The organism is Aeromonas sp. Prich7-2, assembly GCF_017939255.1.
GTDB lineage: Bacteria > Pseudomonadota > Gammaproteobacteria > Enterobacterales > Aeromonadaceae > Aeromonas > Aeromonas caviae.
In genome coordinates, this window is the sequence record NZ_JAGKRI010000062.1 from 55,510 (window position 1) to 82,279 (window position 26,770).

At 58.0% G+C, this 26,770-nt stretch carries 22 protein-coding genes and 1 other RNA gene; 14 read left to right on the forward strand and 9 right to left on the reverse strand.

All coding sequences use genetic code 11. The features are described from left to right. Positions 1 to 75 precede the first annotated feature (75 nt). From J9892_RS12425 to J9892_RS12455, 7 genes are read left to right on the forward strand one after another with little or no spacing between them, the layout of a single operon-like run. Positions 76 to 1,737 (forward strand): hypothetical protein, encoded by a 1,662-nt coding sequence (locus tag J9892_RS12425; RefSeq protein WP_210538433.1) that lies wholly within the window; start codon positions 76 to 78, stop codon positions 1,735 to 1,737. Further along, positions 1,737 to 6,701 carry a DUF1983 domain-containing protein gene (locus J9892_RS12430; protein ID WP_210538434.1) on the forward strand — a complete coding sequence of 1,655 codons (4,965 nt, stop codon included), beginning with the start codon at positions 1,737 to 1,739 and terminating at the stop codon, positions 6,699 to 6,701. Before J9892_RS12425 ends, J9892_RS12430 begins: the two co-directional genes overlap by 1 nt. After that, the gene (locus J9892_RS12435; protein WP_111896610.1) at positions 6,701 to 7,060 is read left to right on the forward strand and encodes a hypothetical protein; all 360 of its coding nucleotides are present in this window, start codon (positions 6,701 to 6,703) and stop codon (positions 7,058 to 7,060) included. Before J9892_RS12430 ends, J9892_RS12435 begins: the two co-directional genes overlap by 1 nt. An 8-nt stretch (positions 7,061 to 7,068) precedes the next feature. Beyond that, entirely contained in the window at positions 7,069 to 7,707 is a 639-nt protein-coding gene (locus tag J9892_RS12440) for a hypothetical protein (protein ID WP_111896609.1), read from the forward strand. 10 nt (positions 7,708 to 7,717) lie between these two features. After that, the gene (locus J9892_RS12445; RefSeq protein WP_042878069.1) at positions 7,718 to 8,092 is read left to right on the forward strand and encodes a hypothetical protein; all 375 of its coding nucleotides are present in this window, start codon (positions 7,718 to 7,720) and stop codon (positions 8,090 to 8,092) included. Further along, a complete protein-coding gene (locus J9892_RS12450) occupies positions 8,092 to 8,349 on the forward strand; it encodes a bacteriocin (RefSeq protein ID WP_111896608.1) in 258 nt (85 codons plus the stop codon). Before J9892_RS12445 ends, J9892_RS12450 begins: the two co-directional genes overlap by 1 nt. A gap of 9 nt (positions 8,350 to 8,358) precedes the next feature. Next, a complete protein-coding gene (locus tag J9892_RS12455; RefSeq protein ID WP_210538435.1) occupies positions 8,359 to 9,861 on the forward strand; it encodes a hypothetical protein in 1,503 nt (500 codons plus the stop codon). Positions 9,862 to 9,879: 18 nt separating this feature from the next. Here J9892_RS12455 and J9892_RS12460 read toward each other — a convergent pair whose 3' ends face one another. Further along, entirely contained in the window at positions 9,880 to 10,404 is a 525-nt protein-coding gene (locus J9892_RS12460) for a type II toxin-antitoxin system YafO family toxin (protein ID WP_210538436.1), read from the reverse strand. A gap of 408 nt (positions 10,405 to 10,812) precedes the next feature. On the opposite strand from J9892_RS12460, the gene J9892_RS24625 reads away from it, so the two are divergent. Both J9892_RS24625 and J9892_RS12475 read left to right on the forward strand, forming a co-directional pair. Then, on the forward strand, positions 10,813 to 18,225 hold the full coding sequence (locus tag J9892_RS24625; protein ID WP_246876669.1) for an LPD38 domain-containing protein: 7,413 nt from the start codon (positions 10,813 to 10,815) through the stop codon (positions 18,223 to 18,225). A gap of 74 nt (positions 18,226 to 18,299) precedes the next feature. After that, positions 18,300 to 18,503 carry a hypothetical protein gene (locus J9892_RS12475; RefSeq protein WP_042878058.1) on the forward strand — a complete coding sequence of 68 codons (204 nt, stop codon included), beginning with the start codon at positions 18,300 to 18,302 and terminating at the stop codon, positions 18,501 to 18,503. Here the strand turns inward: J9892_RS12475 and J9892_RS12480 are convergent, their stop codons facing one another. Continuing rightward, complete coding sequence (locus J9892_RS12480; protein ID WP_210538437.1) at positions 18,504 to 19,181, reverse strand: hypothetical protein; 678 nt, start codon at positions 19,179 to 19,181, stop codon at positions 18,504 to 18,506. It lies immediately after the preceding gene. Positions 19,182 to 19,278: 97 nt separating this feature from the next. Beyond that, the gene (locus J9892_RS12485) at positions 19,279 to 19,584 is read right to left on the reverse strand and encodes an Arc family DNA-binding protein (protein ID WP_134996537.1); all 306 of its coding nucleotides are present in this window, start codon (positions 19,582 to 19,584) and stop codon (positions 19,279 to 19,281) included. Positions 19,585 to 19,909: 325 nt separating this feature from the next. On the opposite strand from J9892_RS12485, the gene J9892_RS12495 reads away from it, so the two are divergent. Both J9892_RS12495 and J9892_RS25040 read left to right on the forward strand, forming a co-directional pair. Continuing rightward, positions 19,910 to 20,761: a phage antirepressor KilAC domain-containing protein gene (locus J9892_RS12495; protein ID WP_210538438.1), complete on the forward strand. Its 852-nt coding sequence runs from the start codon at positions 19,910 to 19,912 to the stop codon at positions 20,759 to 20,761. Next, positions 20,758 to 20,889, forward strand: a complete 132-nt coding sequence (locus J9892_RS25040) for a hypothetical protein (RefSeq protein ID WP_257520022.1) — start codon at positions 20,758 to 20,760, stop codon at positions 20,887 to 20,889. Before J9892_RS12495 ends, J9892_RS25040 begins: the two co-directional genes overlap by 4 nt. 28 nt (positions 20,890 to 20,917) lie before the next feature. Here the strand turns inward: J9892_RS25040 and J9892_RS12500 are convergent, their stop codons facing one another. Continuing rightward, positions 20,918 to 21,280: a helix-turn-helix transcriptional regulator gene (locus J9892_RS12500; RefSeq protein ID WP_210538439.1), complete on the reverse strand. Its 363-nt coding sequence runs from the start codon at positions 21,278 to 21,280 to the stop codon at positions 20,918 to 20,920. Positions 21,281 to 21,642: 362 nt separating this feature from the next. On the opposite strand from J9892_RS12500, the gene J9892_RS25045 reads away from it, so the two are divergent. Continuing rightward, positions 21,643 to 21,765, forward strand: a complete 123-nt coding sequence (locus tag J9892_RS25045; protein ID WP_258955566.1) for a hypothetical protein — start codon at positions 21,643 to 21,645, stop codon at positions 21,763 to 21,765. A gap of 208 nt (positions 21,766 to 21,973) precedes the next feature. On the opposite strand, the gene ssrA is transcribed toward J9892_RS25045, so the two are convergent. Together ssrA and smpB are read right to left on the reverse strand one after the other, a co-directional pair. Then, positions 21,974 to 22,333, reverse strand: a transfer-messenger RNA (tmRNA) gene (gene ssrA / locus J9892_RS12505). Positions 22,334 to 22,455: 122 nt separating this feature from the next. Further along, complete coding sequence (gene smpB, locus J9892_RS12510) at positions 22,456 to 22,944, reverse strand: SsrA-binding protein SmpB (RefSeq protein WP_010673973.1); 489 nt, start codon at positions 22,942 to 22,944, stop codon at positions 22,456 to 22,458. Positions 22,945 to 23,192: 248 nt separating this feature from the next. Between smpB and J9892_RS12515 the strand changes: the two genes are divergently transcribed. Then, on the forward strand, positions 23,193 to 23,627 hold the full coding sequence (locus J9892_RS12515; protein WP_010673974.1) for an SRPBCC family protein: 435 nt from the start codon (positions 23,193 to 23,195) through the stop codon (positions 23,625 to 23,627). Next, on the forward strand, positions 23,620 to 23,976 hold the full coding sequence (locus tag J9892_RS12520; RefSeq protein ID WP_109112424.1) for an RnfH family protein: 357 nt from the start codon (positions 23,620 to 23,622) through the stop codon (positions 23,974 to 23,976). The genes J9892_RS12515 and J9892_RS12520 overlap by 8 nt, the downstream gene beginning before the upstream one ends. 68 nt (positions 23,977 to 24,044) lie before the next feature. Here J9892_RS12520 and J9892_RS12525 read toward each other — a convergent pair whose 3' ends face one another. From J9892_RS12525 to yiaY, 3 genes are all read right to left on the reverse strand, one after another. Next, positions 24,045 to 24,680: an NAD-dependent epimerase/dehydratase family protein gene (locus J9892_RS12525; RefSeq protein WP_182935432.1), complete on the reverse strand. Its 636-nt coding sequence runs from the start codon at positions 24,678 to 24,680 to the stop codon at positions 24,045 to 24,047. A gap of 100 nt (positions 24,681 to 24,780) precedes the next feature. Continuing rightward, entirely contained in the window at positions 24,781 to 25,119 is a 339-nt protein-coding gene (locus tag J9892_RS12530; protein ID WP_029314185.1) for an outer membrane protein assembly factor BamE, read from the reverse strand. Positions 25,120 to 25,251: 132 nt separating this feature from the next. Beyond that, entirely contained in the window at positions 25,252 to 26,403 is a 1,152-nt protein-coding gene (yiaY, locus tag J9892_RS12535) for an L-threonine dehydrogenase (RefSeq protein ID WP_210538440.1), read from the reverse strand. Between the last annotated feature and the right edge of the window lie 367 nt (positions 26,404 to 26,770).

A 26,770-nucleotide genomic window follows, 5' to 3' on the forward strand; every position in this document is an offset into this window, starting at 1 on the left:
CGTGGTCGCCGTGCTGCTGCAACCAGCCAAGTGAGCCTTGCCTCCTGGCGCTGTCAGCGTTAGGATTTACCCATCATGGCCCCGCTCTCCCGAGTGGGGCTTTTTCGTTTCTGCCTCTCCGAGATCCCCATGCCCGTACTCGATATCGTCACCATGCGAGGGACTATGCCGCGCGTGGAGCCACACCTCTTGTCTGATGAAGTCGCGGTGATTGCGCGTGACTGCCATTTTGACCATGGCGTCATCTCGCCTCTGGAGGATGACGCCAGTGCTGGTGTGGAATTGCCCATCGTGCCTACCACCCTTTTTCACTATGGCCAGCACTGGTTCGCCTGGAACAAGGTGGTGGAGGCCATCCGCTCCCCGATAGCTCAGGACTCGTATGGTCGGGTTTACTACACGGATGGTGAGTATCCCAAGGTGACTCATGCCCAGATCGCCACAGGCGGCAGCAACAAGCCGACGGCATGGTATCGGCTAGGCATTCCAGCCCCAGGTGTTCCGGTCGGGGTTGGCACCATCACCCCACCTGTTGGTGGTGTGGATGATGACCTGACAGATGACGAAACCCGCTTCTATGTGGATACCTTCGTTACTGCGATGGGTGAGGAGGGGCCTCCGGGCCCTGTCAGCGGAAAGGTGAATATCGGGATCCCAGGGTCATCCGTCACCTTGATGCTGAGCCCACCGACAACCCAGAACAGTAACATCACCAAGCGCCGGATATATCGGTCGGTGTCCGGTGGCGGCTTGGCTGATTACCTGCTGGTCGCCGAGCTGCCCATTGCCCAAGCATCGTTTGTCGATATCCGGGAGGATGGGGAGCTGGGCCCTGTGCTGGAGACCTACGACTACACCATGCCGCCGGATGGCATGCGCGGCTTGTGTCAAATGGCGAATGGCATGTGTGCGGGGTTTGCTGGCAACTCCCTCTACCTGTGCGAACCCTACCTTCCCTACGCCTGGCCGGAGAAGTACCGGCTGACCACTGAGCACGACATCGTGGCGATCGCTGCCATCGATACCACCTTGGTGATCGGGACCAAGGGATACCCCTATCTTGCCCAGGGCGTGAGTCCGGCATCGGTGACCACCCAGAAGCTGAGCCAACTGCCGCAGTCCTGTGTCAGTGGTCGCTCGATGGTGGCGATGGATGGCGTCGTGCTCTATGCCTCCCCGGACGGGCTGGTCGGCATCGGCGCCAACGGTGGGCAGGTGGTGACCGAGCAGGTCATCACCAGCAAGCAGTGGCGCACCATGAAGCCTGAAACTATGCGGGCATGGCACCACGAGGGCAAATATGTGGGCATGACTGACACTCACGCATTCATCTTTGACCCGAAAAGTGGCGACTTGCGTGAGCTGACGAACCGGTGGGATGCGGCTGTCTCCGATATGGAGAGCGACTCCCTCTACGTTGCCAAGGGCCGAAGCTTGCAGATTTGGCGGGGCGGGAGCGCCAGCAATGGCCAATTCATCTGGCGGTCGAAGCTCTTCATGGTGCCAGAGGGAACGTCTTTCAATTGCTGCCGGGTGTTGGCTCAGGATGTTGGCCTGGTCGGGATCAAGTTGTTCGTTGACGGGGAACAGGTGATGGAGTTGTCCCCTGGCAACCTGGTGACCGGGGCGTTCAGGTTGCCGCCAGTGCGGGGCCGGTTCTGGCAGATAGAGGTCTTCGGTACCTCGGTGGTGAGCCGCATCACTCTGGCGAGCAGCATGGCGGAGATGGTGATCTGATGGCCAAGAAACCCGCATATCGAGCAGGCCGAGACCAGGCGGCTACAGTAGAAAACGTAGAGCTGCTCACTGGGCAGCGTGGCGATCGCCTTGATAAGGCCGTCACGTTCAGGGAGCTGGAGGCATTGGGGCTGTCTACGCTGCGCCCTGGTGCGGGTGGCGTGTACGTCCCCGGCAAGAACCCGGACCTTTTCCCTGCGGGCCAGATGGATTTTCCCCACGCTCCGGTCAATGTGATCGCCAATGGCGCATTTCACACGGTCCTTGTTGAGTGGGATCCTCCGCAGTACCGGGGGCATGCTCACGCCGAGATATGGCGAGCTGAGAGTGACAACCAAGCCGAGGCCACCCTGGTGGGGACCTCTTCGGCCAATCTCTTCTCTGACGCCATTGGCAAGGGTGCCACGTTTTACTACTGGGTGCGCTTCGTCAACGGCAAGGATGACAAGGGTCCCTTCCAGGGTATGCAGGGCGTTAAGGCTGAAACCAGCCGGGATGTGCAGGACATTCTCGACGAACTGCAGGGGAAGATTGAAAAGAGTCATCTTGTGCAGGAGCTGCTCAATCCCATAGAGGCCGTCCCACAGCTACAGCTTGATGTCACTATTCTGAAACCAAAAGTCGATGAAATTGAGGTAATCCGCCCGAAAGTTGACGCCATCGAGGGCAAGATCCCCAGTATTGAGCAGGACATTGCGATCCTAAAGCCAAAGGTCGATGAAATCGAGGTTATCAGTCCCAAGGTCGCTGCCATCGAGGTCAAGATCCCCAGTATTGAGCAGGAGTTGGCCGGGCTGGATGAGCGCCAGAAGGTAGCGCAAGAGCTGCTGGATGATGCCCAGCAGCAACTGGGGATGTCGAGCATTGAGATCGGACTGGTACAGGATCGCCTGAATGCGAAGATCGATAAGTACAAGGGGGATTTTGACTCGTTCCGCGATGCGGTGTTTGTCGTCGATCCTGAAAACGGCAGCATCACCATGGATGCCGTCAATGCGGTGCGAGATGAGCTTCACACTTCGATTGCTGAAGTGCAGCAAGATCTTGATGCCGTTGCTGGCCAGATCAGCAGCAAGGCTGACAATGTCACCGTGGATGGCCAGGGCAAGCGCATCACTGAGGCAGAGCAGCGCATCAATGGCCTTGATGCCAGCCTGAGCCAAACGGTCACCAAGGGGGAGTTCACTGACGAACAACAGCGAGTCACCCAGATTGGGCAGGAGCTAAACGCAACAAAAGGGGAGTTGACCCAGAAGGCCGCCCAGCAAGAGGTGGATGAGCATGGCGAGCGGCTGGCCAACGCGGAAAGCAAGCTGACGGTACACACCGATGAGCTGAGTTCACAGGCGCAGCGCCTTGATGGGCTGGCGGCCCAGATCACCCAGGGTGACGAGACTCTTCGGGCCAGTATCACTGAGCTGGCGCGCGTTTCGGCGGAAAGCGATCAGGTGACCGCGCAGCGCGTTGATGGGCTGGCAGCCCAGATCACCCAGGGCGACGAGACTCTTCGGGCCAGTATCACTGAGCTGGCGCGTGTTTCGGCGGAAAGCGATCAGGTGACCACGCAGCGGGTCAGCGGGCTCGAAGTGAGGGCGGGGGCATCAGAGGCCAAGATCCAGGCGCTCGAAGAAATCTTCGCGGATGACGGTGGTATTACTGCTGGCCGATTCGACGCCATCACGGCAGAACTCGAGCTGCAGCGAGGGAATGATGACGACAACGCATCTGCTGCGATCGATGGTGCCCTGGCCGTGGATGAGCGGGATCGGGAGACGCGGAAGGCGTTCGGGGCCATCCGTACAGAGCAGAGGGTAATCCTGACGGAGCAGCAGGCCCAGGCTCAGCGCACAGCAGACATGGAAGTGAAGTTTGAAGCGAAGGACGCTGCTACCCAAGCCAGGATCTCGTCGGTTGAGAAGGTGACCTCTGATGCAGACTCGGCGCTGGCACAGCGCATTGATAACGTCACAACGGAGTTCAAGGCGGCTGATGCTCAGGTCAATGCCGATATCCTGTCGCTGGCGCGGTCGAGCGCCGCCGCGGACGAGGCCCTGTCCTTGCGCCAGGACCAATTGGCTGCGACGTTATCGAGCGCGACGGCAGATCTTGCGGCAAACATCACCCAGGAGGAGTCGGCCCGGGTCACCGCCGATGAGGCAATCTCGAGGAGGGTGTCTGAGGTCGAGGCGCAGTTCAGCAGCGACCTCGAGGATACGAATGCAAGGATTGCGGCCGAGGAGCTGGCTCGGGCAACAAAAGACGAGGCGCTTGCCCAGCAGATCAGCACTGTGGATGCTGCATTCAAGGCCGCGGATACGGCGCTGTCTGCATCTCTCGCTGAATCGAGCAAAGCCATGGCAGATGCCGACCGAGCGCTGGGGGAGCGGATCAGCACCCTTGATGTGACGGTTGGAGAGAACTCAGCCAGCATCACAGAACTCCAGCAGGCCGTGGTGAGCAATGAGGCGTCGATCAGCCAACGCCAGGATAAGATGGAGTCGGAGGTAGATATCGGCGCCGCCAGCCTGGTCGAAGGCGCCCTGACCGGGGATGAGCGTGACCGGGAGAACCGAAAGGCTCGCGGCGTCATTCTCCAACAGCAGAGCACGCTGGCGAATCAACAGGAGGCGCAAGCCAGGACTGTTGAGCAACTGACCGCTGAGTTTGATGCCGAAACGGCAGATCTGAAGGCGCAGATTACCAATGAGCAGTTGACCAGGGCGACGGCTGATGAGGCGTTGTCACAGCGGATCAGCGTTGTTGATGCCGAGTACAAGGCGGCCAATGCGGATACCAATGCCGTTATCAGCGCTCTTGAACAATCTAGCGCATCGGCTGATGAGGCGTTGTCCTTGCGTCAGGACCAGTTGGCCGCCGAGTTAACGAGCGCGACGGCAGAGCTTGCGGCAAACATCACCCAGGAGGAGTCGGCCCGGGTCACCGCTGATGAGGCTATCTCGAGGCGGGTGTCTGAGGTCGAGGCGCAGTTCGGCAGCGACCTCGAGGATGCGAAAGCGAGGGTTGCGGCCGAGGAGCTGGCTCGGGCAACAAAAGACGAGGCGCTTGCCCAGCAGATCAGCACTGTCGATGCGGCGTTCAAGGCCGCCGATACGGCGCTGTCTGCCTCCCTCTCCGAGTCGAGCAAGGCCCTGGCAGATTCCGACCGAGCGCTTGGTGAGCGTATCAGCGCCATCGATGTGACAGTCGGGGATAACGCGGCCAACATCACCGAGCTGCAGCGAGTCGTGGTGAGCAATGAGGAGTCGCAGAGCCAGCGCCAGGACAAACTTGAGTCGGAGGTAGATATCGGCGCCGCCAGCCTGGTCGAAGGCGCCCTGACCGGGGATGAGCGTGACCGGGAGAACCGAAAGGCTCGCGGCGTCATTCTCCAACAGCAGAGCACTCTGGCGAATCAACAGGAGGCGCAAGCCAGGACTGTTGAGCAACTGACCGCTGAGTTTGATGCTGAGAATGGGGAGATCAGGGCGCAGATCACCAATGAGCAGTTGGTTAGATCAACGGCAGATGAAGCCCTGGCACAGAAGACATCTGTGCTTGAAGCGCAAATCGAGGGGGTGGATCAGTCCCTCTCAGCCAGTATTGCCGAGGTGGCCAGGGTCAGCGCTGATGCTGATGCCGTCATGACCGAGAAGCTGAATCAGCAACAGTCCACAATGCAAACGGCGGATGCTGAGCTTTCTAGTCGCATCAATGAAGAGGCAACCACCCGGGCTGATGCCGTGGAGTCGCTGGCCAGCCAGATCCAGCAGGTTACGGCTGACTTTCAAAAGGGTGATGACTCTCTATCCGGGCAGATCACCACTGAATCAGAGGCGAGAGCGACGGCTGACGGGGCGCTTGGTAAGCGCATTGATACGGTTGCTGCTCAGGCAGGAGAGTTGGAGTCGGCAGTGCAGACTCAAAGCCAGGCCATCGCTGACCTGGAGAATGGTGCGCAAGCCATGTGGTCAGTCAAGGCTCAGGCTGGCGATATCAAGGCCGGGATCGGCTTGGTAGCCAAGAGTGATGGCACCAGCCAGGTGATGGTGTCTGCCAGCCAGTTCTTTGTGTTCAACCCAAACAGCCCAAACGCCACCGCCCCTCTGTTTGCCATCGACAATGGCCAGACGGTGATCGCCGAAGCCATCATCCGAAAGGCCACCATCCAGATCATCCAGTCAGAGAAGATCACCGCCGATTATGTGAAGGCTGGTGTCAGCATGTCGGCGCCTGCGATCTCGGGCGGTTCCATCGATATGGGCAATGCCTTCCTGTCTGGCGGGGCAGCAGGGTTCGGTAAAGGCGGGCCATATGGTGGTTGGTCATGGACGTGGCATACGATCATCTATGCCGATGGCTCGCTCTACACTGACCGTTTATTCGCCTCGAACGGATCATTTACAGGTACAGTCAACGCCAATGCAGGCACATTCCAGAATGTCACCATCGAGGAAACCTGCAATGTGAAAGGCACTGTCTATGCCAACAAGATTGTTGGGGATGTGCTGAGTGCTAAGGTTGTCAGTGCGAACTCAACAGACAGCGCAGGGAGTGGTCATGTAGTGGCATCGGCGTCCGTAAAAGGTTCGAGGACTCATGCCGCAAACTTGTATTGCCTTGGGGTAACAGTTGAGGTGTATGCGTCGGGTGGATATCGGCCAGGTGGTAACGATCAGGATGTGCCGGCGACCATATCGGGCCGCCTCGTTCTGACAAATTCAGCCGGGGGCATCATCGCGACAGCCCCATTCAAGGTGAGATCAGGAAGCAACATTTCAATTGCCGCAGCCAGCCAATCGATAACAATCCAGGGTGGGTTTGACGCTGGTACTGGCGCGGCCTCCATATCCTGCGCGGTCATCATAGATTCTCAGTCTGCGTCATACGGCGGTAGTGCAGGTGTTAGGGTCCCCGCTCAAAGCATTGCATTCTGCTTGCTACCCTCAGGGAGCCAGTTTAATTGATGAAAGCCGCTCTGGGCCGGATAGGAAAATCGGTAGGAGAGCCCAGCCTACCAAGCAACATCGCCAGCGCCTGCCGTCAAAAGCAGGCGTTTTTGTTCTTGCGTGGTGATGATGGGTTTGTGCTCAAGCCACAGGCAGAAGATGGCGTGATCGGTGTCCTGGTCTGGGTGGGGTGGGGGGATGGTGGGGCACCTGAGCGCCACCTGCCGGAGGTGAAGCGACTGGCCCGCATGATAGGTGCCCGCTGGTTGCGCTTTCACTCTGCGCGCAAGGGGTGGCTCAGGGTAGCGCCAAGAATGGGGTGGGTGCGTCAGCCAGATGATGCTGACGGGCTCTTTGTGTTTCAGATCAACTTGTGAGGTGAGCGATGGGCAAGGGTGGCTCTAACGAAATTCAGGAGACGGAAGCCCAGAAAGCTGCGGCTGACGTGGCCATGGAGCAGTGGCAGCTCTATAAAAACGACCTGCAGCAGTATGAGGACATCTTCATGGACAAGGTGGATGACCTCAACAACGAGAGCGAGTACGACAAGCTGGCTGGCACGGCCGCGCTGGGTACCGCTCAATCCTTTGGCGAGGCACGCGCCGGGCTGGCCGACTCTATGGCGGCAGGCGGCGTGGATCCGACCAGCGGCAAGTACCAGGCTGCCATGTCCAATCTGGAGACGGATCAGGCGCTGAGCCAGACCGACACCACCAATCGCGCCCAGTCCAGCCAGCAAGATAAGTATGTTGCTGGGCTCAAGGACGTGGTGAGTATTGGCGCGGGGCAGAAGGCTGAATCTATGGCTGGTATGGGGGATGTGGCCACAACCAGCCTGCGCAAGGCCACCAGTGACGCCCAGAGCTCATTCCAGAGCCAGCAGGCGACAGCTGGTCTGGTTGGTACGTTGGCTGGAGCTGGCACGGCGTATGGGCTCAAGGAGCTGAAGGCGCCTGCAACAACCGCAACCGTGAGCAAGAAGATCAGCCCGACAGCCAGCGTGCTGCAAGGCAAGGGCTATTAAGGGGTAAACGATGGGATACGCCGCAGATACATTTGCACAGATCACTCGCGAGAGCTACCAGGACTGGAAAGACCGCTTCTACCCGAAGCAGAAGGAGCTTATGGAGCTGGCCACCAACGGCAAGTTGCTGCAGGAGCAGCTCGGCCGGGTGGATGAGAACAACGCCAACGCCCTGCGTTCTGCCCAGCAGGCTACGGCAAACCGCAATGCCCGCATGGGGGTGAGCAGCAACACCAACGACAACAGCCAGGGTTTGCGGGCTGCCCTGATGACGGCGGGCACTGAAAACGGCCTGCGCGAGCAGGAGCAGGCACGCCAGATGGGGATCTTGACCGGCGCCGATGCCGGCCTGCGTGAGGCAATCAAAACTGGTGGAGGTATGTGATGGGGTACGGACTGCTTGATATTGGCGCCCAGACGCGCCAGCAGGGTATGGCAGGGTTGCGTGATGCGGCCAACAGAGAGTCGGAGATGGAGGCTGCCAACAAGAGTCTCAAGACCGCTCGCAAGGGGCAAACCCTGAGCACCATCGGCACTGGCGCATCGATGGGCGCCATGTTGGGCATGGCGGGTTCACTCGGTGGCCCTCTGGGCGCACTGGCAGGTGCTGGGGTTGGTTTTCTGGCAGACAGCTTGTTTTAAGGAGGCATGATGAGCGTATCGGGATTGGCGGAAGGTTTTCTGGCTGGCTTCAACACCATGGATAACTATCAGCGCGGCCAGAAGGCAGACGAGCGCGCTGAACGTGAAATGAGCCTGCGGGATGCGATGTTCAAGCAGAACACAGCAAATTCAAATCGGGACTTCTCTTTGCGGCAAGCCTACCTTGACAACCAGGTTGCTCAGCAAAAAGTGACGAATGATCAGTGGGGGCAGGAGTTTGATCTCAAACGGAAAGAGGCGGATAGCCTGCGGGCTTACCGCAATGACAACTTGGTGCTCGCTCAGGCTGCGGAGAGGAGGGCCAAAGAGTCTCACGCACTGGCCGTGGCAAAGAACAAACGGGACCAGTGGTGGCTTGACAATGAGGTGCCGTTCAATATGGCGACAGCAGCGCTGGGGCGAGGAGAGCAAATTACACCAGAGCAAGATGCTTTGTTGAACCATGAATATGCCGCCGGGCGAAATCCATACCGCGTGTTTGGTGACCCGCAATGGCACCGGAGTTCTGACACTGTTTATCAAGGGATGAAAGCAATCATTAACAACCCGGACGCCAGGGCCTGGGATATGGGGAAATTGCATAAGGCAATTAATACTTCCGAGGTGACGCAAGCTCTGACCTATATGGTCAAGGGCGATCTCGAAAAAGGTATTGGGACCGTCACCCCCACAGGAGTGGTTAAGTCATATGGAGAGGTGGAGGTTGTTCCAACAGACCGCGGGACATTCTTCCTTCAGGCCCCTGTGACCTACATCAACCCAAAGACTGGTGAAGAAACTGTAAAAGATGCCCCTATAACCGAGGGCCGAACTGGTGACCCGAGCGACCCCGTCAAGGAGTTCACCCCCCAGAGGTTGATTCAATACTTCGGCAAGGCGCGCCAGGTCAGCCAGCAGATCCAGCAAAACCCAGAACAATGGGAGAACTTTCTTGTACAGACCGGTGTTAATCCACCGGCTGACTATAAAGGGCTGAAGGCTGCCCTGGCTGATCTCCACAAGCAAGAAGCCAAGGCGCTGGCCGATGGCGGGGATCCGGCCACGGTCAAAGCGGCATTTGATGAGGCCAGAGAAAGCTTGCCGTCTGTCTACGGGGTGAATACTGGCGGGACACCTGGTGCGGCACCCTCTGGTGTCAATCCTGAGCAGTGGAGCCAGAGCAACCCTGAACGCCAGCAGTTTATGAGGGAGGCTGAGCAGGGGGGGTGGCTTGGCAGCTATCTTGAAAGCCCGGAAAAAATGGACGGTGCCTTTGCGTTATGGCGCCAAGCTGTTGCGAAAGAGGAGGCAGCCAAGCAAGCGGCGGTGTCTGCTGAGAAGGTGCGCAATATGGAAGGGGGTAAAAATAAACCGCACAACTACCGCGCAGCAGAAGAGGCGGCCGTTAATACGGTTATTGCACCATTTACTAATGGACAGCCGACACTCAACAAGGCGCCAGATGGTGCTGCAGCCTATCAGGCTATGAGTTTGGCTCAAGCAAGGAAGTGATACCAAAAAGGCAGCTAATTAGCTGCCTTTTTGTTCATTTTCACGGTGGTATTCTGCATTTGCCACGTAGTACTCCAAGTCTTTAAAGGAGTAGTAATTGTGAGCATCAAAATCTGGGTCGCCATCATGATTAAGCAGCAGATCATGAATAACAAAACAGTAACCGTCTCCTTCCAAGAAGGCTGAATAGACGACCGATTCATGGCTTGTGCAGTACCACTGCGGTTTTTCTGGGGACCAACGCGCATCGCCATCATAGTGAACGTGCGCGATGTTCTCATCAATGATGCTAGGAAGAAGAGCTTGTGGGTGGTCAAACACCCTATCGCGACCAAACTGACTGTGAATAGACGGCTCTTTTGCTTGAAGCCCTTCGTTCTTCGCAACGAAGTTATTGTAGCTCATGGTTAAGCTAAGCCGCTTATACTCGCAGAATTCAGCAACAACATAGTCCTGAACGGCTCGTTTACTGGAGCCTTCTTCAAACTGAATGTCAGGCTCTACAATGGCGCGGACGGAGATTGGGGAGGCAGGAGAAGACAAGGATTATTTTTTGAACTTGTCATAGTTGCGCTTTGCACGAGCCTCTTCGCGAGGAATGAACACGCCAGCACGCTCTTCTTTCGTGAAGGGGCTTTTAACATTGCGACGTTGAACATTCATGCTGATGCCTCATGATCTGGCGGTAGATTGATCAAAAATGATTAACTACCCAAAGCCTAAATCACATTGACCCCACGGTCAACACAAACTTAAAAACTACCAAAGCACCTTTATTTTGTAACTACTTGATTTAAGTGTGTTTTTATAAACTCATTGCCACGAAACTTAACCAGCGTTAGCATCTCCCCATAGTCGGCCAGTCTGCTTATTGGCCAGCACTCCCCATATCAAGCCCTGATCGGTTCGCCGCTCGGGGCTTTTCTTTTGCATAAAGCCGAGGCCACTCGAATGGACAAGCACAGTCTCCGTGACGCATCCCTGCCACAACCGCTGCAATCTGACTCTCGAGGAAAGCAGTTCTGGGATGGCATCAACAGTCAGCTTTCATCACCGCCCGCAGCTGCGGCCCCAAAGCGAGACCTCGAAACAGAATGGAGTGATTATCCTAAGGCGGTGGGCGCTGGCGCACTGGATCTGGTGGGCGGCATTGGTGAGCTGGCACGGCAGGCAAGCAACTTCGGCAAAGAGAATGCCGGGAAGCAGGGGGGCGACTACCTGGAACAGGCTCGTGCCAATATGGCCAACAAACTGAGCCCGGTTCTGGATGTGGTCGCAGGTGCAGGTGATCTGGCCGCGTCTGGGGCGGAATCTCTGAATGATGGGATGAGTGCGGACGCCAAGGAGGCACTGGGACGCCGACTGGTCGATGAAACGCCAGAAGGCCGGTTGACCCTGGGGGATGGCGCAGGGGATATCGATGTCTGGGCGATGAAAATGGCGCAGGGCGTTGGCTCTTTGCTACCGACACTCGCCGCTGGCGGGGTGACTGGGGTGGCCGCCAAAGCCTCTATCGGCCGGGCTGTCACTGCATCCATGGTCAAGCGTGGCGCTACCCAGGAGGTAGCCGAAGCGGTCGCCGCCAAGGCAGTATCCAAAATTGCCACCGGCGCCGCTGTGACCACCGGGGCGACAGGATCGGTGGGCAGTGCCGGGGTGAACACCCGCGACACTGTGCTGGGAATGAGCTTTGACGAGCTGGCGGGCAGCGATACCTTCCGCCAGTCGTTTACTCGCATCGACCAGGATCAACAGACCGCCCATCTCTCTGATGAGGAAAAGCTGGGGCTGGCCCGTGAGGAAACGGCCAACTTGGCCAGCCGAGCCACCATGAGTGATGCCAAGGTGTGGGGAGCTGCCGCCATGGGCTCCATGATGGGCGACGCCATGCTGTTCAAGATGCTGGCTGGCAAGGCAGCCACCGGTGGAGTGCTGAAAGGTGCTGCCAAGGGGGCGGCAGGTGAGGGTATCAGCGAAACCCTGGAGGAGGGGGTGCAGCAATACGCCGTCAACGAATCCCTCAACGAGGTGGCCGCCGCTGATATCGACCCGATGAAGGGGGTCATGTCGAGCGCGATCGAGGGCGGCTTGATAGGGATGGGGACAGGTGGTGCGGTAGGTGCTGTCGGTGGGGCGCGAGGCGGTAAGCATGCCAGCCAGGAAGATGGCGTTGGGACCGATCCGGTTGCAGAGCCTTCCGCGCCGGTGACGGAGGACGCTGCTGACCTAGCAGTGGATCCGGTCTCTGCATTCGGTCCACAGGAGGGTGGCGAGCAGGCGCCCTCCGCCACACAGGCTGAGGGAGATCTGAACCCGCTCGGTCCCAGCGGCAGCCAGTTTGACGAGCTGCGTGATGTTCCCGCCTATCTGCGTCAAGACGATACCGCCGATCGTTTCAAGGGGATGGCGCAGGATAGCGACGTTCAGCGAGCCTTGGCCGGTGAGTACGGGCGGTCGGTGCAGGATCTGGTTACGGCCCAGATGCAGGCTGGCGACCAGGGCAAGAGCCTTTATGAGCGAGCTCAGGCTGGCGAGCTCGGGCTTGACCCGTTCGCAGGAAACAAGAGCGCCCAGCAGGTAGCCATGGAGAACCAGCGCCCAGCCCTGCCGCTCAAGGATGTGATCTTCGCCGGCGATGCGAATGCCAAACCCGTGGGGGAGGCTGTGGCAGCCCCAGGGGATCATGATGACCAACAGGCAGGCCCTGGCCCGCAGTTTCGAGGTGGTGAGCGCACCCGTTGGCAGAACGGGCAGGAGGGGGATCTGCTCCCGCCTGAGGCTGCCACCGCCCACCCTGCCGGCGAGCTGCCGGGCGCGGTGATTGATGGGGAGGCTCGCGAGGTCGGTACCGAGTTGCCGCACCGTGATGTGGTCTATGGAGCAGATCAGCGACAGCCTGACGCCAAACCGATGCGTGGCAGCGCCACAGAATCGGCAGTTGGCCCGCTCCAGACACTCCGAATCACCCGCAAAGGCAAGCCGTTCGCAACCGAGAAAGAGGCTGCCATGGCCAGCCGCAAGGGCCAGGAGATGCCGGTGCCGCTCAATGGTGGCGGCTTTGGGGTGGCCGAGATCGCCGAAGTGGAGAGGGCGAAGGCTGCTGAAACCACGCAACCCAGCGTTCAGCAACTCGACGACATCAGTGTCACCGACCAGAATCAACCATCTGATCAGCCAGTTGCAAGCGTAAGCGCTGAAACAGTTCCGGCACCGTCTGCCACAGCGGGCGAGGCCAGCCAATTAGTACCAGCTATCGATACCGGATACCGCGAGGTGATCCCCGTCAACCAACCCCAGACAGAGGTGACCCATGGCCAGCCTACCCCGATACCTGCAATCAGCAGTGAGCGATCAGGTGATCAGCCTGGAGCAGGCGATCCGGTTGCAACAGGTGTTGGACAAACCACTGCCGAACTCGCGGAGCGAGCTGGACCCGGAGATCCGGCAGATGGTGCTCCTCTTACACCTTTACCTGTCACCCAACCAGGAGAGGAAAATGCACTGACAGCCCCGGCACCTGCCGGGGTTGCTGTATCTGAAGGGGGGCAACCTGAGCAAGCCCGCGCGACTGCTGGGCCAGCGGCAGCGCCGACACCCTGGTCGGGGATGATCGATAACCCTGACGGTACCATCACCCTGAAAGGCGAGGTGCCGGCCATCAAGCAGTGGGCGAAGGATAACGGCGTGAAGGCGATCCCGGGCAAGGGTGGCCTGGTAGTGTCCACGACTTCGGTAGCGAAGGTGCGACAGCTCACCACGCCTGCCACCAGTGAACCGGTGCGGCAGATTGAAGCGGCCCGCGCCGAGATAGCGCCGGAGCCCACCGAAGCACAGAAGGAAGCGGGGAACTACAAGAAGGGTCACCTCAAGCTGCAGGGGCTGGACATTGCGCTCGAGAACCCCAAAGGCTCTACCAGATCAGGTACCGATCAGGATGGCAGGGCGTGGTATTCAACCATGGCCCATGACTACGGCTACATCAAACGCACCCTGGGGGCGGACGGTGATCATGTCGATGTGTTCATCGGTGACAAGCCAGATAGCGAGACGGTCTATGTGGTTGACCAGGTTGACCCCAAAACCGGCAAGTTTGACGAACACAAGGTGATGATGGGCTTTTCCGATGAGCAGGCCGCCCGGGAAGGCTACCTTGGCAACTACGAGGCGGGCTGGAAAGGACTGGGTGCCATCAAGGCGATGCCGGTGGAATCGTTCAAGCGCTGGGTGAAGGAGGGGGATACCACCAAGCCAGTCACCAAGAAAGTCCGCATGTCTCAGCAGCGGGAGGGACTGTCCGCTGACGATGTGGCTCAGATTGTTTCTGACTTTAGACGTGAGTATAAAGGGGCTCAGTCACTCGACTTTATTGTTGGTCAAACTCAAGAGGACCTTTATGGACCAGAAGGCAGCCCCGAGCAAATTGGATGGCGGGATGGGGGATACCTCCCCGGCAAGCAGCAAGTCCACCTCATCGCAGACAGCATCACCCGCAGAGCCGGGCGTCAGGGTGTTCACGAAGGCGCAGGGGGAGAAAGAGGGGTATCTGGAGATCCCCGTCTTTTACAGCAGAACAGACCTGCGCCACGAAATGAACAGGGTATGGGAGGAGTTGAAAGAGCAAAAGCGGAAGTCGTCTCTACGTTACGTCATGAGGTCCTGGGTCACTATGGCCTGGACACGTTTACGCCTGAAAATAAGCGAGCTCTCCTCCAAAAGCTGAGTGATGCCAAAAGTGAGAAATGGCTTGCTCCTGCCTGGTCACAAATCTCCCGCCCGGAGATGTATGGCGATAAAAGTGAGCAGCACCAGGCGGAAGAGGTGTTTGCCCACCTTACTGAAAACGAGTTGCCGTCGCGCACCATCCAGGCATGGAACGGTATCAAGACCGAGTTCTCCCGCATGTTGCGCAAGGCCGGTTTGGCAAAGGGCCCCATCAAGGAGCACGAGCTCGATAGCCTGATCCGGGCTGTTGGTGAAGGCATTCGCAGCGGAAAGCGCACCCGCCAGAACATCCGCACGGGCGAAGAGGTGATCGGCAAGCAAGCCAATGAACTTGCCAAATCGGGCAAACCTGAGCGCATCATCCGCTTCTCCAAGCAGGCAATGGCACAAGGGGACAAGCCGGCCAACCACCTGACCCGTAAAGAGGCTGAGCTGGTTTCCCATGGTTGGTTCAAGCAGTACCGGGGGGCGAGCGGCATCAAGGTGCAGATCCACGCCACTCAGGGGGAGCTTGAGGGGGCCCTGGGACTGGAAGCCAAGGAGGGGCTTATCCGGAGAGCGGCGTTTGACGACGATGCGGGCACCCTGCACGTAGCTGCGGACACCATTTCCGACCCCAAGCGGATGCGCGAGATCCTGCGCCATGAGGTGCTGGCCCACTATGGCCTGGCCAACGTCCTGGGTGACGGGGAATATACCAAGCTGATGAGCCGTCTCATCCAGTCGCAGAAGGACCCCAGCATGAAGCCGGTGTGGGACTGGGTAAACACCCATTACGCCGACGAGGACATCGGCACCAAGGCCGAAGAGGTGGTGGCTCACCTCGCCGAACTGGAACAGGGAGCTTGGGGCCGTGGCTGGGATCGGGTTGTTGCTTGGGTTACCCGGGCGCTGCGAGCGGTCGGGTTTGTGCCTGATGGCATTACCGCCGCGGAGACGCGTTCCCTGATCGAGGGGCTGGGCAAGAAGTTGCAGCGTAGCGGCCCAGACGACAGCGGGCCGGATGGCGGCAAGAAGTTCAGCCAGGAAGCCGAGCGGCCAGCCCTGAAAGGCGGTATCAAGATGAGCCAGGCCAGTACCGCAGCTGATGCGGCCATGGAGAAGCTCAACCTGGGCCCCAAGCCCGACATCATCGACAAGACCAAGGCCAGCCTGAACAAGCTCCGTCAAGTTGACCGAGGCGTGGTCAGCTCATGGATCGATCGCGTCATCAAGAAAGCCAACACCGAGGTGCTCGACGCGCTGGCCCCCATCAAATACGCCGAGGAGGCTGCCGGCATTACTGATGCCGCAGACTCCGGTTATGTGGCGGCACGGATGGCGACGGGGGCCGCCTCCACCATGCAGGCGACCATGCTCTATGGTCTGCCGGAGTGGAATGACGGGGTGATCCAGCGCAAGGCGGGTACCGGCGAGAAGGATGCGCTGCTGGGAATCTTTGCCGACCTGGGAGCTGACCTGCACAACTGGCTGGGCTGGATGGCCGGCCACCGGGCCGAGCTGTTGCTGGCCCAAGGGCGTGAGAACCTTCTCGACGCCCAGGACATCGCTGCCCTCAAGGCTCAAGGTAAGGGCAAAGAGGCCAAGTTCCATGACGCCAAAGCGCGCTGGAATCGGCTCAATGCCGCCACCCTGGACCTGGCACAAGAAGCTGGGCTCTTCACCAAAGAGGCCCGGGCGGAGTTCGAAAGCGAGTGGTACATCCCCTTCTTCCGTGAATCCGACGACGGCGATGTGATCGCCCCCTTCAAGCCAAAGGGAATTGCGAATCAGAACGCCGGCATCAAGAAGCTCAAGGGGGGGGAGGCCAACACCAACGACCTGCTCGAGAACATCTTCACCTCCACCTCCAAGCTGATCGACGCCTCCATGAAGAACATGGCGGCCCAGAAGACCGTTTGGAACCTGGCGGATACCGGTATCATCGACGTGGTGGCGAAGCCCAACATGATGGACTGGCGCGCCCTCAAGAACGGCAAGGACCTGATCGCCATCAAGATGGACGGCGAGGACTACATGATCCGGGTGAATGACCCAGACCTCTATCGCGCCATGACCTTCTTCGACCGCGAGCCGTTCGGCGCTATGGTCAATGTGGCCGCCAAGGCCAAGCGCATCTTAACGGCAGGCATCACCGCGTCCCCCGAATTCATGCTGCGCAACTTCCTGCGCGACTCCCTCTCCAGTTGGGCCATCAGCAAGGATGGCTTCAAGCCGATGATTGATTCCATCAAGGGGGTGAGGAAAACCTGGCGCATGGACGGCAGCACCATTGACGTGATGTTCAGTGGAGCCTCCTTCCTGGGCGGCTACGTGAATGGCAATGACCCAGAGGCGATGGCCGATACCGTGCGTAAGTCGCTGCGACGCAAAGGAATGACTCCGGAGCAGATCGCTCGCTACGAGAAGAGCATCATCCGCAATGCGGCGCATGCCAAGGGCATCATTGCTGACGCATGGGAGAAATACAGCAGGTTGGGCGAGGCTTTCGAGAATGCCAACCGCGAGGCGGTCTATGCCGCAGCCATCAAGGCTGGCAAGAGCCACGCCCAGGCGGCGTTCGAGTCGAAGGACCTGATGGATTTCTCCATGCTCGGTGCGGCTCGCACAATTCAGCTCATGTCCCAACTGCTGCCGTTCTTCAATGCCCGGGTGCAGGGTCTTGGCAAGCTGACCCGCGAACTGCGAGACAACCCGCGAGCCATCGCCAAACGGGCAGGCATGATCACGGCAGCGAGCCTGGCTCTGCTGGCACACAACTGGGACGATGAGCGCTATGAGGAGCTGCCGGACTGGGACAAGGATGCAAACTGGCACTTCTGGCTTGGCGAGCACCATTGGCGGATCCCCAAGCCGTTCGAGATTGGCGTGCTTTTCGGCACCATTCCCGAGCGCATGGTGCGGGCCTTGGGCGACAAGGATACCGGGGCTCAGTTCGGCAAGGCCGTGGCCAGGGCGATTGGCGACACCTTCGCCCTCAACCCGACCCCCCAGATCGTCAAGCCGATGGTGGAGGCCGCCTTCAACTATGACAGCTTCCGGGGAGGTCCTATCGACGGCCCGCAGGATCTGGCTGTGATGGCAGAGGCTCGCTACAACGAGCAAACCAGCCTGTTGATGCGCGAGCTGGGGGAGCTCACTGGCTTCTCGCCCAAGCAGCTTGAGCACCTGGTGGTCGGTTACACCGGCACCATGGGCAGCTATGTGATGGCTGCCGCTGATGGCGTGATCCGGGCTGCCCGACCTGGGGAATCGGCAAGTTGGCGCGCCGACGAGATCCCGCTTGTGAAAGCGGTGTATCGCGGCACTGGCCCTGCAAAGTCCACTCAGCACATGGAAGAGTTCTACCGGATGCTGAACGAGGTGAACCAGCTCAAGCGCACAGTGGACCAATACCGCAGTGAAGGGCTGACCGACAAGGCGAACGAGCTGCTGGAGGAGCAGGGCGGGATCTTGAAATCACGGCAAAGCCTGAGCCGCACCCAGCAGCAAGTGCGTGTGGTGCGCAACAGGATTGAGCTGATCCAGCGTGACCGCACCATGGCGGCAGAGGAAAAGCGCCGGCGCATTGACGAGTTGCTGGCACGCCGCAATGACCTGGCATATCAGGCGGTCAACAAGAACAGGGCGAACTGGGAGTAAGGGGGAGAATCGCGGCCCTGGCTTACCCCTGACAAGAGCGGGTAAGCTGGGCCATGACCAGTGAGGACCTGACCATGTGGATACTGTTTGCGTTGATAATGATGGTGGTGGCGCTTAAGGCGTTCAGCTTTAGCTTCACCCTGGCGCTAATACCCTTTGCCGCTGGGTGTTGGTGCTTCAGCAAATCCAGCCGGAGCGATCTGGATGACTTTATGGCATTCAGCTTTTTCTTTGTCCTGGTTGGATTTGCTATTGCGGCACTTGATCAGATTTTTTAGTTACTGAGAGATTTCGCCAAAGTGGATTCTGGTTAATCTAGTGGCCTCGGCAAACCTCTCCTCAAGTGATTTATTTCCCCACTCAGGATCTGTCTTTAATTTATCATCTACATCCACTGCATAATCAAACTTTGGTGATTTCTCGTAATACCATTTTTTGAGATAGGCCGTATTATTTATGGCATTTATTACTGGGGCAGGAACGTCATTCTGGATTGTTTCAGTTGCTTGTCGCGATACATTTTTCCTTTCAGCATAAATGGCATTGGAAATATCCTTTGAGGTAGTCCAGCCTAGGCTTGCCATGCAACCATCATAAACAGTATCACGATCCATGCTAGCCCTCATTGCACTACCTATCGCAGCTCCATTAGCAAAGCCACTTGAAAATGCGTCTGCTGGAGATTGCGACACCGAACCGTATCCAGATATATTTGAAGTAGGCATTCCGGCTTGATAAACATTGGCATTAAAAGTGTAAATTCTTGCACCACTATCGTAATGTCTTACCTCTGGCATAGGAACTGCACCGACAGAAACGCTAGTGCAGTAGCCGTCATCAATTTCAAGCTGCATTGCACGCTGTGAATCACTTTCTATATATGGGTTGTAATATATATTACTAGAGCAACCCGAAATAATGGCAACAGAAGACAATAACAAAGCAGGTTTCATCATACATGACTCCACGTTAAAACAGCATAATTGCATCAACTATGCTTCACATGGAACTAAAAATCTTTGACTAGTTGCACAAAGTACGGGAAACACGGCGCTACTTTTTTGTAATCTGATTTTCTAGCTCGCCAAGCAACAGCCTCATTTGCTCCAGAACCGCAACGGTAGCAGCTTCGGAAGGTTGGTTGTTCACCCAGCCGCCGAAGCCATCGATCATGGTTAAAGGCATGTGCCTAGCAACTCCACTCTCATCCTCTTCAGCCTGCTCATCCATGGCTTTTTGCAGCCAGTGAACGACCTCAGCATTTAGAGATCTGCTGTTTTTCTTTGCCGATACTTCAAGCCGTTTTTTGAGGTCTGGCGGCATCCTAACCCCAAATGGCGCAATGTTGCTTACTTTCATAACTACAGAATGTAGTCATTGGAGCTTGACGTCAATAGCTACACAATGTAATGATTACATTGTGTAGTCATATGCGAGAGAGGAGAACGTGAGCAAATCAATACCGCCGACAGGGATAAGAATGCCAGATGACATCAAATCTTGGCTCGCTAAGCGAGCTGAAGGCAATGAGCGCAGCATGAACAAAGAGGTGCTGTTTATCTTGAGGAAGGAGATGGAGAGGGATGGGCAGAGCGAGTGCAAGTAACATAAATGATTCGGCCCCAGCGGTTGCAGCCGCCAAGGCCGAGGAATGTAAACCCCACGACCAAGTAAGGATTACTGTATGACTATACAACAACAGTATCAGCAAACCAAAGTTTTGGCAGGGCCGCAGAATTCCATGCCGGTGATTGCCGGGGTGGAGATCACCACTGATGAAGCTGGGCGTTTCAATCTCAATGCCCTTCACAAGGCTCACCTGAGCATGAACCCTAGCCTGCACAAGAACAGCAAGCAGCCAGCTGACTGGTTGAAACTGGATCAGACAAAGGAACTGATTGAGGCTCTTTTTAACTCCGAAGATTTTCATAGTTGGGGCTTTAACCAAGAAGATCAGCACTTTGGGTTGGTTGTCACAAAGGCCGGCCGTTATGGTGGCGGCACTTTCGCCCACGAGCTGCTGGCAATCTCCTATGCAGGTTGGATCAGTCCAGCATTCCAGCTCCAGGTCAATCAGGCGTTCTTGGATTTCCGCACCGGAAAGCTGGCACCTGTTACGCAGCAACTCACCACCATCGAGATCCTACAAATCGCCATGCAGGCTGAGCAGGAGCGCCTGCGCTTGCTGACCGTCAACCAAGAGCTGGAGCAGAAGATCGAGACTGATGCGCCGCTGGTTCGCTTCGCCAAGCAGGTTGAAGTCACTCCTGACTCAATCAGCGTTGGTAAGGCGGCCAAGATCATTGGCACCGGCCAAAACCGGCTGTTTGCCTATTTGCGCCAGATTGGCTGGGTAAGCCGCAAAAATGAGCCGTACCAAGCCAAGATCGAGCAGGGGTTGATGGATGTGAAGATCAGCCCTTGGGAGCACCCTGAGTTTGGCTTGCAGAAGCGATCGGTTGCGCTGGTGACTGGGAAGGGACTATCAAAGCTGCAACAGCTGCGGGCGGTAGACCAAGGGAGGTTGCTGTCATGAGCGCCGCCCAACTGCAAGTTGAGTTGAATGCACTGCTGGGGGAGTTGGAGGTTATCGACCTCTGTCCTCAGGAGCGCAGGGCACTGGTTGACAGGATCCAGCGCATGATGCCTGACAAAGCTGACTGAGACTGATGGGGCTGCGGCCCCATTTTTGTTACCCCACCCTGACCCCCAAAATTTCCGCGTAGCAGTTCAACATCGAAGCCAGGTGTGGTTTAGGCAGCATAGCCGCCCGGCTGATCAACTCCATATGCTCCTCGTCAAACACGTCCCAGTCGGGATCCGCCAGGATGGCCTGGACAGACACGCCGATCGCGGAGGACACCATCACCGCCTCGGCTAGACCCATGAAGTCGTCATGATGAGGGGAGAGCCAGCGCGAAATACTGGACCTTGGGATCGTGGTCATCTTGCTGATGTGGGTCTGTGTCAACTTGCGTTCGGCTAGCAAGCTGCGCACTTTCTGCTTAGTGCGATGGACATAGGCAAGGCTCGAGCTCGTCAAGTAGCGTTTCATTGGTGTTCCTTGTTTGACGCCGGCCCGTGCCCGAGATCGTAATTTAGTTATTTGTCTCAAATATGGGACTCTTATGGTGCAAATGCTCAGTATTGACACATAAGAGTCAGATAAATTGTAGGTTAAAAAATAGAAGAAGAACGCACAGTGAAGTCAGCGCCATCACCACCAAAACGACGGAGTGTAGCGGCTGTATGACGAGTCACCGAGTACGGGAATTATTTTTAACAAACAGGTCAATAGAAGAAGGGGATCGAAATTGTACTCCCGTGAGCCCGCAAAAAGTGGTAAATTCATGCGGTTACTGTATGCACATACAGTGTTTCACAGTCGAGAGACTGGGAGAGCAAGGGGGAGAAAGGATGGAGTCACTACTGAGCGAACTGGAAGGGGTTGTTGAGACGCTGGACTTGGCGCCTGAGGAGGAAAGAAAAATCGCGCGCATTTTGGAAAAACTTCGCGATGAAGCCACCGCGTCAGCGTGATGTGGAAGGATTTGGATTGGCCCGCCACTGTGCGGGCTTTTCTATGCCTGGATGGTAGAAAAGAAAAAAGCCTGCATTTCTGCAGGCTTTCTTGTTCTTGGATCACCAGTGGATCATTTTGATTCCAGTTTTGGGCCAGTCACTGTCGCCTTGTTTGTGCTAAGTGGCTGTTTTATCTGGGTTTGTCCTGTCGGTGTCCTAGTTAAATTGGTGGAGCTGGGGGGATTTGAACCCCCGTCCAAAATTACTACATCCTCGGTACTACATGCTTAGTCACTCTTTACATTCGCCAACACGCTGCGGAGAGACACGCCACGCATTGACTAGCTCGATTGGTTTTAATGCTTCCGCCCCGAGCAGGACTTCCACACGATCCTGTGAAGGATGACCTTCCATTTCCCTAGGACACAGGCAAGCTAGGGGAGAAGGGCTCAGCGCAGGTTATTAAGCTGCGAGTGCGTAGTTTTCGTCGTTTGCGACTATTTTTTTGCGGTTTGTTAACGAGGCCTACCGCACCTCGGCATGCACCTTGGGTTTCGTGAATCTTGTCGAATCCAGAATCAGCCCCAAGTTGTCAAAAGGGATTGTACGCAAAAATCCTGTCATGGCAAGGCGTTGATGGCAATCGACCGGCCTTGGCCGGTCGATTGCTGGTTTATTGGTCGCCGCATGGGGGCCGGCGGCGCACAATCAACCGCGGTGCTTGTTCTTCATGATGCGGGCCTTCTCACGGTCCCATTCCCGTGCCTTGGTGTCTTCCCGCTTGTCGTGCTCTTTCTTGCCTTTCACCAGGCCGATCTCGACCTTGACCCAGCACGCTTTCCAGTAGAGGGCCAGCGGCACTATGGTGTAGCCCTGACGAGCGGTCAGGCTCTCGAGCTTGTCGAGTTCACGGCGACTGAGCAGCAATTTGCGGGTGCGGGTCGGATCGCATACCACGTGGCTGGAGGCGGCGTTCAGCGGCAGGAAGCTGGAGCCGAACAGGAAGGCTTCCCCCTGCATGAAGATGACATAGGCTTCGCTGATGTTGGCCTTGCCCGCCCGCAGGGACTTCACTTCCCACCCTTGCAGGGACAGGCCGGCTTCCACGCGCTCTTCGATGAAGTACTCGTGACGGGCGGTTCTGTTGAGTGCAATGGTGCTGGACCCGGCTTTGTTTTTACTGTTCTTTTTGCTCATGACGGGGGCCTTAGGCAATGTTTAGGAAGGCGCATTATACGTGGGTGGCGGCGGCTGTAAAACGCACAGCGCTCCGAGTGGCGGCTTTGTGAGCAGTTCGATGACGATTTTGAGGGAAGGGCGGGGCGAGAGCAGGCCACACTGGCCGGAAAGTGTGCAATTGCCCTGCTTGGTGACCCGCGAACAGTTTCGGCGGTGATTTTGGCTGACAAGGTGATAAAATCGGGCCGATTGGATGAGGAAAACCCATGCCCCGTATTACTCGCAGTGCCCTGGTGATGTTCAGCGCGGAACAGATGTTCCGGCTGGTCAATGATGTTGATGCCTATCCTGAGTTCCTGCCCGGCTGTGTCGGCAGCCGTGTTCATGAGTCAGGTGAAGACTACATGATGGCCTCGGTCGATGTGGCCAAGGCAGGTATCGCCAAGACCTTTACCACGCGCAACCAGCTTGATGCCAATCGCACCATCAAGATGGAGCTGGTGGAGGGGCCTTTCAGCAAGCTGGCGGGTTGGTGGACCTTCACGCCCCTGGACGTGGATGCTTGCAAGGTGGAGTTCGATCTCGACTTCGAGTTCACCTCCAAGCTCATTGAGCTGGCATTTGGCCAGATCTTCCGCGAGCTGGTGAGCTCCATGGTGCTCGCCTTCTCCAATCGTGCCAAGGTGGTTTACGGTGTCTGAGCTCCTCAATATCGAAGTGGCCTATGCCCTGCCCGAGCGGCAGACGGTGCTGTGCATCCGGGTCGCGCCCGAGACCAGCGTGCTGGCGGCCATCGAACAGTCCGGCATCCTGCAAAAGCACCCGGAGATCGACCTGTCGGTCAACAAGTTCGGTATCTACAGCCGTCCGGTGAAGGGCACAGAGCCGGTGCAGGAGGGGGATCGCATCGAGATCTACCGCCCTCTCATCGCCGACCCCAAGGAGATGCGCAAGAAGCGGGCGGAGAAAGCCAAGGAAGAGGGGCGCGCCGATGTGGTCACCGGCGGGCGACCCGATGTGCACCGCAAGCGAGACGATGCCGGCACCTGACGGGTGATGGGTTGTGACAAAGGGGCGCCGTGGCGCCCCTTTGTGATCGTCTCGCCCGACACGGGGCATCACAGGGTGAGCAGGCGCTCGTTTTCCACCGTCTCTATCCCGCTCTCCTGGATGGCAAGGCGCGCCATGGCGTGCGCCACCTGACTGGCCTCGATGGCACGCCAGCGGCGCAGCGACCCGCGCAGCAGGGGCTTTACCAGCGGATAGATGGCCTGGATGATCTGCTCCGAACGGCGCGCAGGTTCGCGATGGCCGAGCAGCATGGCCGGGCGCAGGATGACGAGCCGCTGCCACTCCTGGGCCAGCAGGGCCTGCTCCATCTCGCCCTTGGTGCGGGGATAGAGGGCAGGGGAGCGCGGGTTGGCGCCCAGACTGGAGACCACCAGCAGGCGGCGGCAGCCGTGGCGACGGGCGAGCGCGGCAAAGGCCAGCACATAGTCGAGATCGACCCGGCGAAATGCCTCGGCCGAGCCGGCATCCTTGCGGGTGGTGCCAAGGCAGCAGAAGGCAATGTCCACAGGGGAGGGCAGCGTCAATCTGTCCAGCGCGTCGAACGAGGTGGGTAGCCAGGTGCGTCCCGGAGCGGGGTCGCCCGGTTTGCGGCAGAGCAGGAGGAGGTCGTGCTCCGTCCCCAGCTCGCGCAGCAAGGCTTTGCCAATCAGACCGGTGGCGCCGGCAATCAGGAATCGACTCATGATGATCTCCTCGGGGCAATGAGGCATCCAGAGTGTGGCCCGGCGACATCACCGGGGCCAGAGAGAACAAAACCGGCAGAAGCCGGTTTTGTGATGTCATCTAGAGCGGTGTGGTGAAGGCGGCAGGGAGAGGGAAATCACCGGTCACGGTGGCCAGTCTGTCACCCACGAAGTTGAGGGTCAGCTCCTTGCGCTCCTTGTCGCCCCGACCGGGCTGGAACTCATAGAGGTAGTACCAGGTGTTGGGGTCAAAGCTGTCGCGCAACATGGGAGAACCCAGCACGAACTCGACCTGTTCGCGGGTCATGCCCTGGCGCAGCTTGTCGACCTGCTTTTGTTCCACATAGTTGCCCTGGGGAATATCGATGCGATAGACCAGGCTGCAACCGGACAGGGTGAGGGCGGTCAGGGCCGCGGCAATCAGGTGTTTCATCCGCATATCGGGTTCAGATCATCCATACAGTCTTTTTAGCTCGGCAAATCATACCCACTCCCCGTGCGGAAGTAAAAAGCCATTGATCCATCAGCCAATAAAAAGGGCCGCGTGGCGGCCCTGGCAGATCTTGCCCCCTTACATGGCGGCGCGGAAGATGGCGACGATCTCCGCGTGAGTCGCCTGCCTGGGGTTGGTGAGACCACAGGCATCCTTGAGCGCATTGTTGGCCAGCACGTCGAGGTCGTCGGCCCTGACCCCGAGCTGCTCCAGACCGGCGGGGATCTTGACGTCGCGAGCCAGTTGCCGGATGGCGTCAATGGCTGCCGCCGCACCCTGCTCATCGCTCATGGCGCTCACATCCACCCCCATATGACGGGCCACATCCTTGAGCCGGCCGGCGCACACCCGGGCGTTGTAGGCCTGGACATGGGGCAGCAGCACCGCATTGCACACCCCGTGGGGCAGGTCGTAGAAGCCCCCGAGCTGGTGAGCCATGGCGTGCACATAGCCCAGGCTTGCGTTGTTGAAGGCCATGCCGGCCAGGAACTGGGCATAGGCCATCTGCTCACGGGCATGGAGATCCTCCCCCTGATGCACGGCGGTGCGAAGGTGTTCGGCAATCAGTGCGATGGCCATCACGGCGCTGGCATCGGTGACCGGGGTGGCGGCGGTGGAGACATAGGCCTCGATGGCGTGGGTCAGGGCATCCATGCCGGTGGCGGCGGTGAGGCCGGCGGGCTTGGCCAGCATCAGTTCCGGGTCGTTGACCGACATCAGCGGCGTGACGTGCTTGTCGATGATGGCCATTTTCACCTGACGGGATTCGTCGGTAATGATGCAAAAACGGGTCATCTCGGAGGCGGTGCCGGCAGTGGTATTGATGGCGATGAGCGGCAACTGCGGCTTGGCGGAGCGATCCACCCCCTCGTAATCCTTGATGCTGCCCCCATTGGCGGCCACCAGGGCGATGCCCTTGGCGCAGTCGTGGGGTGAGCCGCCGCCGAACGAAATGACGCAGTCGCAGCCGTGGGCCCGGATCATCGCAAGACCCGCCTCGACGTTGGCCACGGTGGGATTGGGTCTGGTCTCGTCGAACACCACTGCGTCGATGCCGTGCTCGGCCAGGAGGGCGGCAAGCCGGCACACCACGCCAATCTGGCCCAGGATCTTGTCGGTGACGATGAGCGCCTTGCGATAGCCATGTCCCTGGATATCCACTGCCGCCTCCTGCAGGCAGCCCGCCCCCATCAGGTTGATTGCGGGAATGTAGAACTTGAATGTCGCCATGATGGACTCCGTATGATTAGCCATTAAGTGGTATGCGGGCGCCAACATAACAGCGTCGGAGGGGATGAGAAGGGGTCAATGGTATCTCGTTTGCAACTTTGTGGACTCGATCGCGCTCTTTGAATGGACGGTCGCTCAAGGCTTGACAAGGGATGGGAGTGCAAAAGGAACGTAAAAACGTTTTTCAAGAAATTCATCATCTTAGCAAACGTTTTGCGCCATTTTTGTGGTTCTTCGCGGGATCTTGGGGAAGTGGAAGTTGACAGACAGGGTGCTGGTAAACTGGCTGTCTCCAAACACACCACCACCATCACCCTGCTGTCGCCGTGCATCATATTGATATTGCCTCCTTCTGGCCAGGTTATAC

Bases quoted from the DNA above. Each gene is read 5' to 3' on its own strand.
- J9892_RS12425 (WP_210538433.1), top strand. From the start codon at position 76: ATGGCCCCGCTCTCCCGAGTGGGGCTTTTTCGTTTCTGCCTCTCCGAG.
- J9892_RS12430 (WP_210538434.1), top strand. From the start codon at position 1,737: ATGGCCAAGAAACCCGCATATCGAGCAGGCCGAGACCAGGCGGCTACA.
- J9892_RS12435 (WP_111896610.1), top strand. From the start codon at position 6,701: ATGAAAGCCGCTCTGGGCCGGATAGGAAAATCGGTAGGAGAGCCCAGC.
- J9892_RS12440 (WP_111896609.1), top strand. From the start codon at position 7,069: ATGGGCAAGGGTGGCTCTAACGAAATTCAGGAGACGGAAGCCCAGAAA.
- J9892_RS12445 (WP_042878069.1), top strand. From the start codon at position 7,718: ATGGGATACGCCGCAGATACATTTGCACAGATCACTCGCGAGAGCTAC.
- J9892_RS12450 (WP_111896608.1), top strand. From the start codon at position 8,092: ATGGGGTACGGACTGCTTGATATTGGCGCCCAGACGCGCCAGCAGGGT.
- J9892_RS12455 (WP_210538435.1), top strand. From the start codon at position 8,359: ATGAGCGTATCGGGATTGGCGGAAGGTTTTCTGGCTGGCTTCAACACC.
- J9892_RS24625 (WP_246876669.1), top strand. From the start codon at position 10,813: ATGGACAAGCACAGTCTCCGTGACGCATCCCTGCCACAACCGCTGCAA.
- J9892_RS12475 (WP_042878058.1), top strand. From the start codon at position 18,300: ATGTGGATACTGTTTGCGTTGATAATGATGGTGGTGGCGCTTAAGGCG.
- J9892_RS12480 (WP_210538437.1), bottom strand. From the start codon at position 19,181: ATGATGAAACCTGCTTTGTTATTGTCTTCTGTTGCCATTATTTCGGGT.
- J9892_RS12485 (WP_134996537.1), bottom strand. From the start codon at position 19,584: ATGAAAGTAAGCAACATTGCGCCATTTGGGGTTAGGATGCCGCCAGAC.
- J9892_RS12495 (WP_210538438.1), top strand. From the start codon at position 19,910: ATGACTATACAACAACAGTATCAGCAAACCAAAGTTTTGGCAGGGCCG.
- J9892_RS25040 (WP_257520022.1), top strand. From the start codon at position 20,758: ATGAGCGCCGCCCAACTGCAAGTTGAGTTGAATGCACTGCTGGGGGAG.
- J9892_RS12500 (WP_210538439.1), bottom strand. From the start codon at position 21,280: ATGAAACGCTACTTGACGAGCTCGAGCCTTGCCTATGTCCATCGCACT.
- J9892_RS25045 (WP_258955566.1), top strand. From the start codon at position 21,643: ATGGAGTCACTACTGAGCGAACTGGAAGGGGTTGTTGAGACGCTGGAC.
- smpB (WP_010673973.1), bottom strand. From the start codon at position 22,944: ATGAGCAAAAAGAACAGTAAAAACAAAGCCGGGTCCAGCACCATTGCA.
- J9892_RS12515 (WP_010673974.1), top strand. From the start codon at position 23,193: ATGCCCCGTATTACTCGCAGTGCCCTGGTGATGTTCAGCGCGGAACAG.
- J9892_RS12525 (WP_182935432.1), bottom strand. From the start codon at position 24,680: ATGAGTCGATTCCTGATTGCCGGCGCCACCGGTCTGATTGGCAAAGCC.
- J9892_RS12530 (WP_029314185.1), bottom strand. From the start codon at position 25,119: ATGCGGATGAAACACCTGATTGCCGCGGCCCTGACCGCCCTCACCCTG.
- yiaY (WP_210538440.1), bottom strand. From the start codon at position 26,403: ATGGCGACATTCAAGTTCTACATTCCCGCAATCAACCTGATGGGGGCG.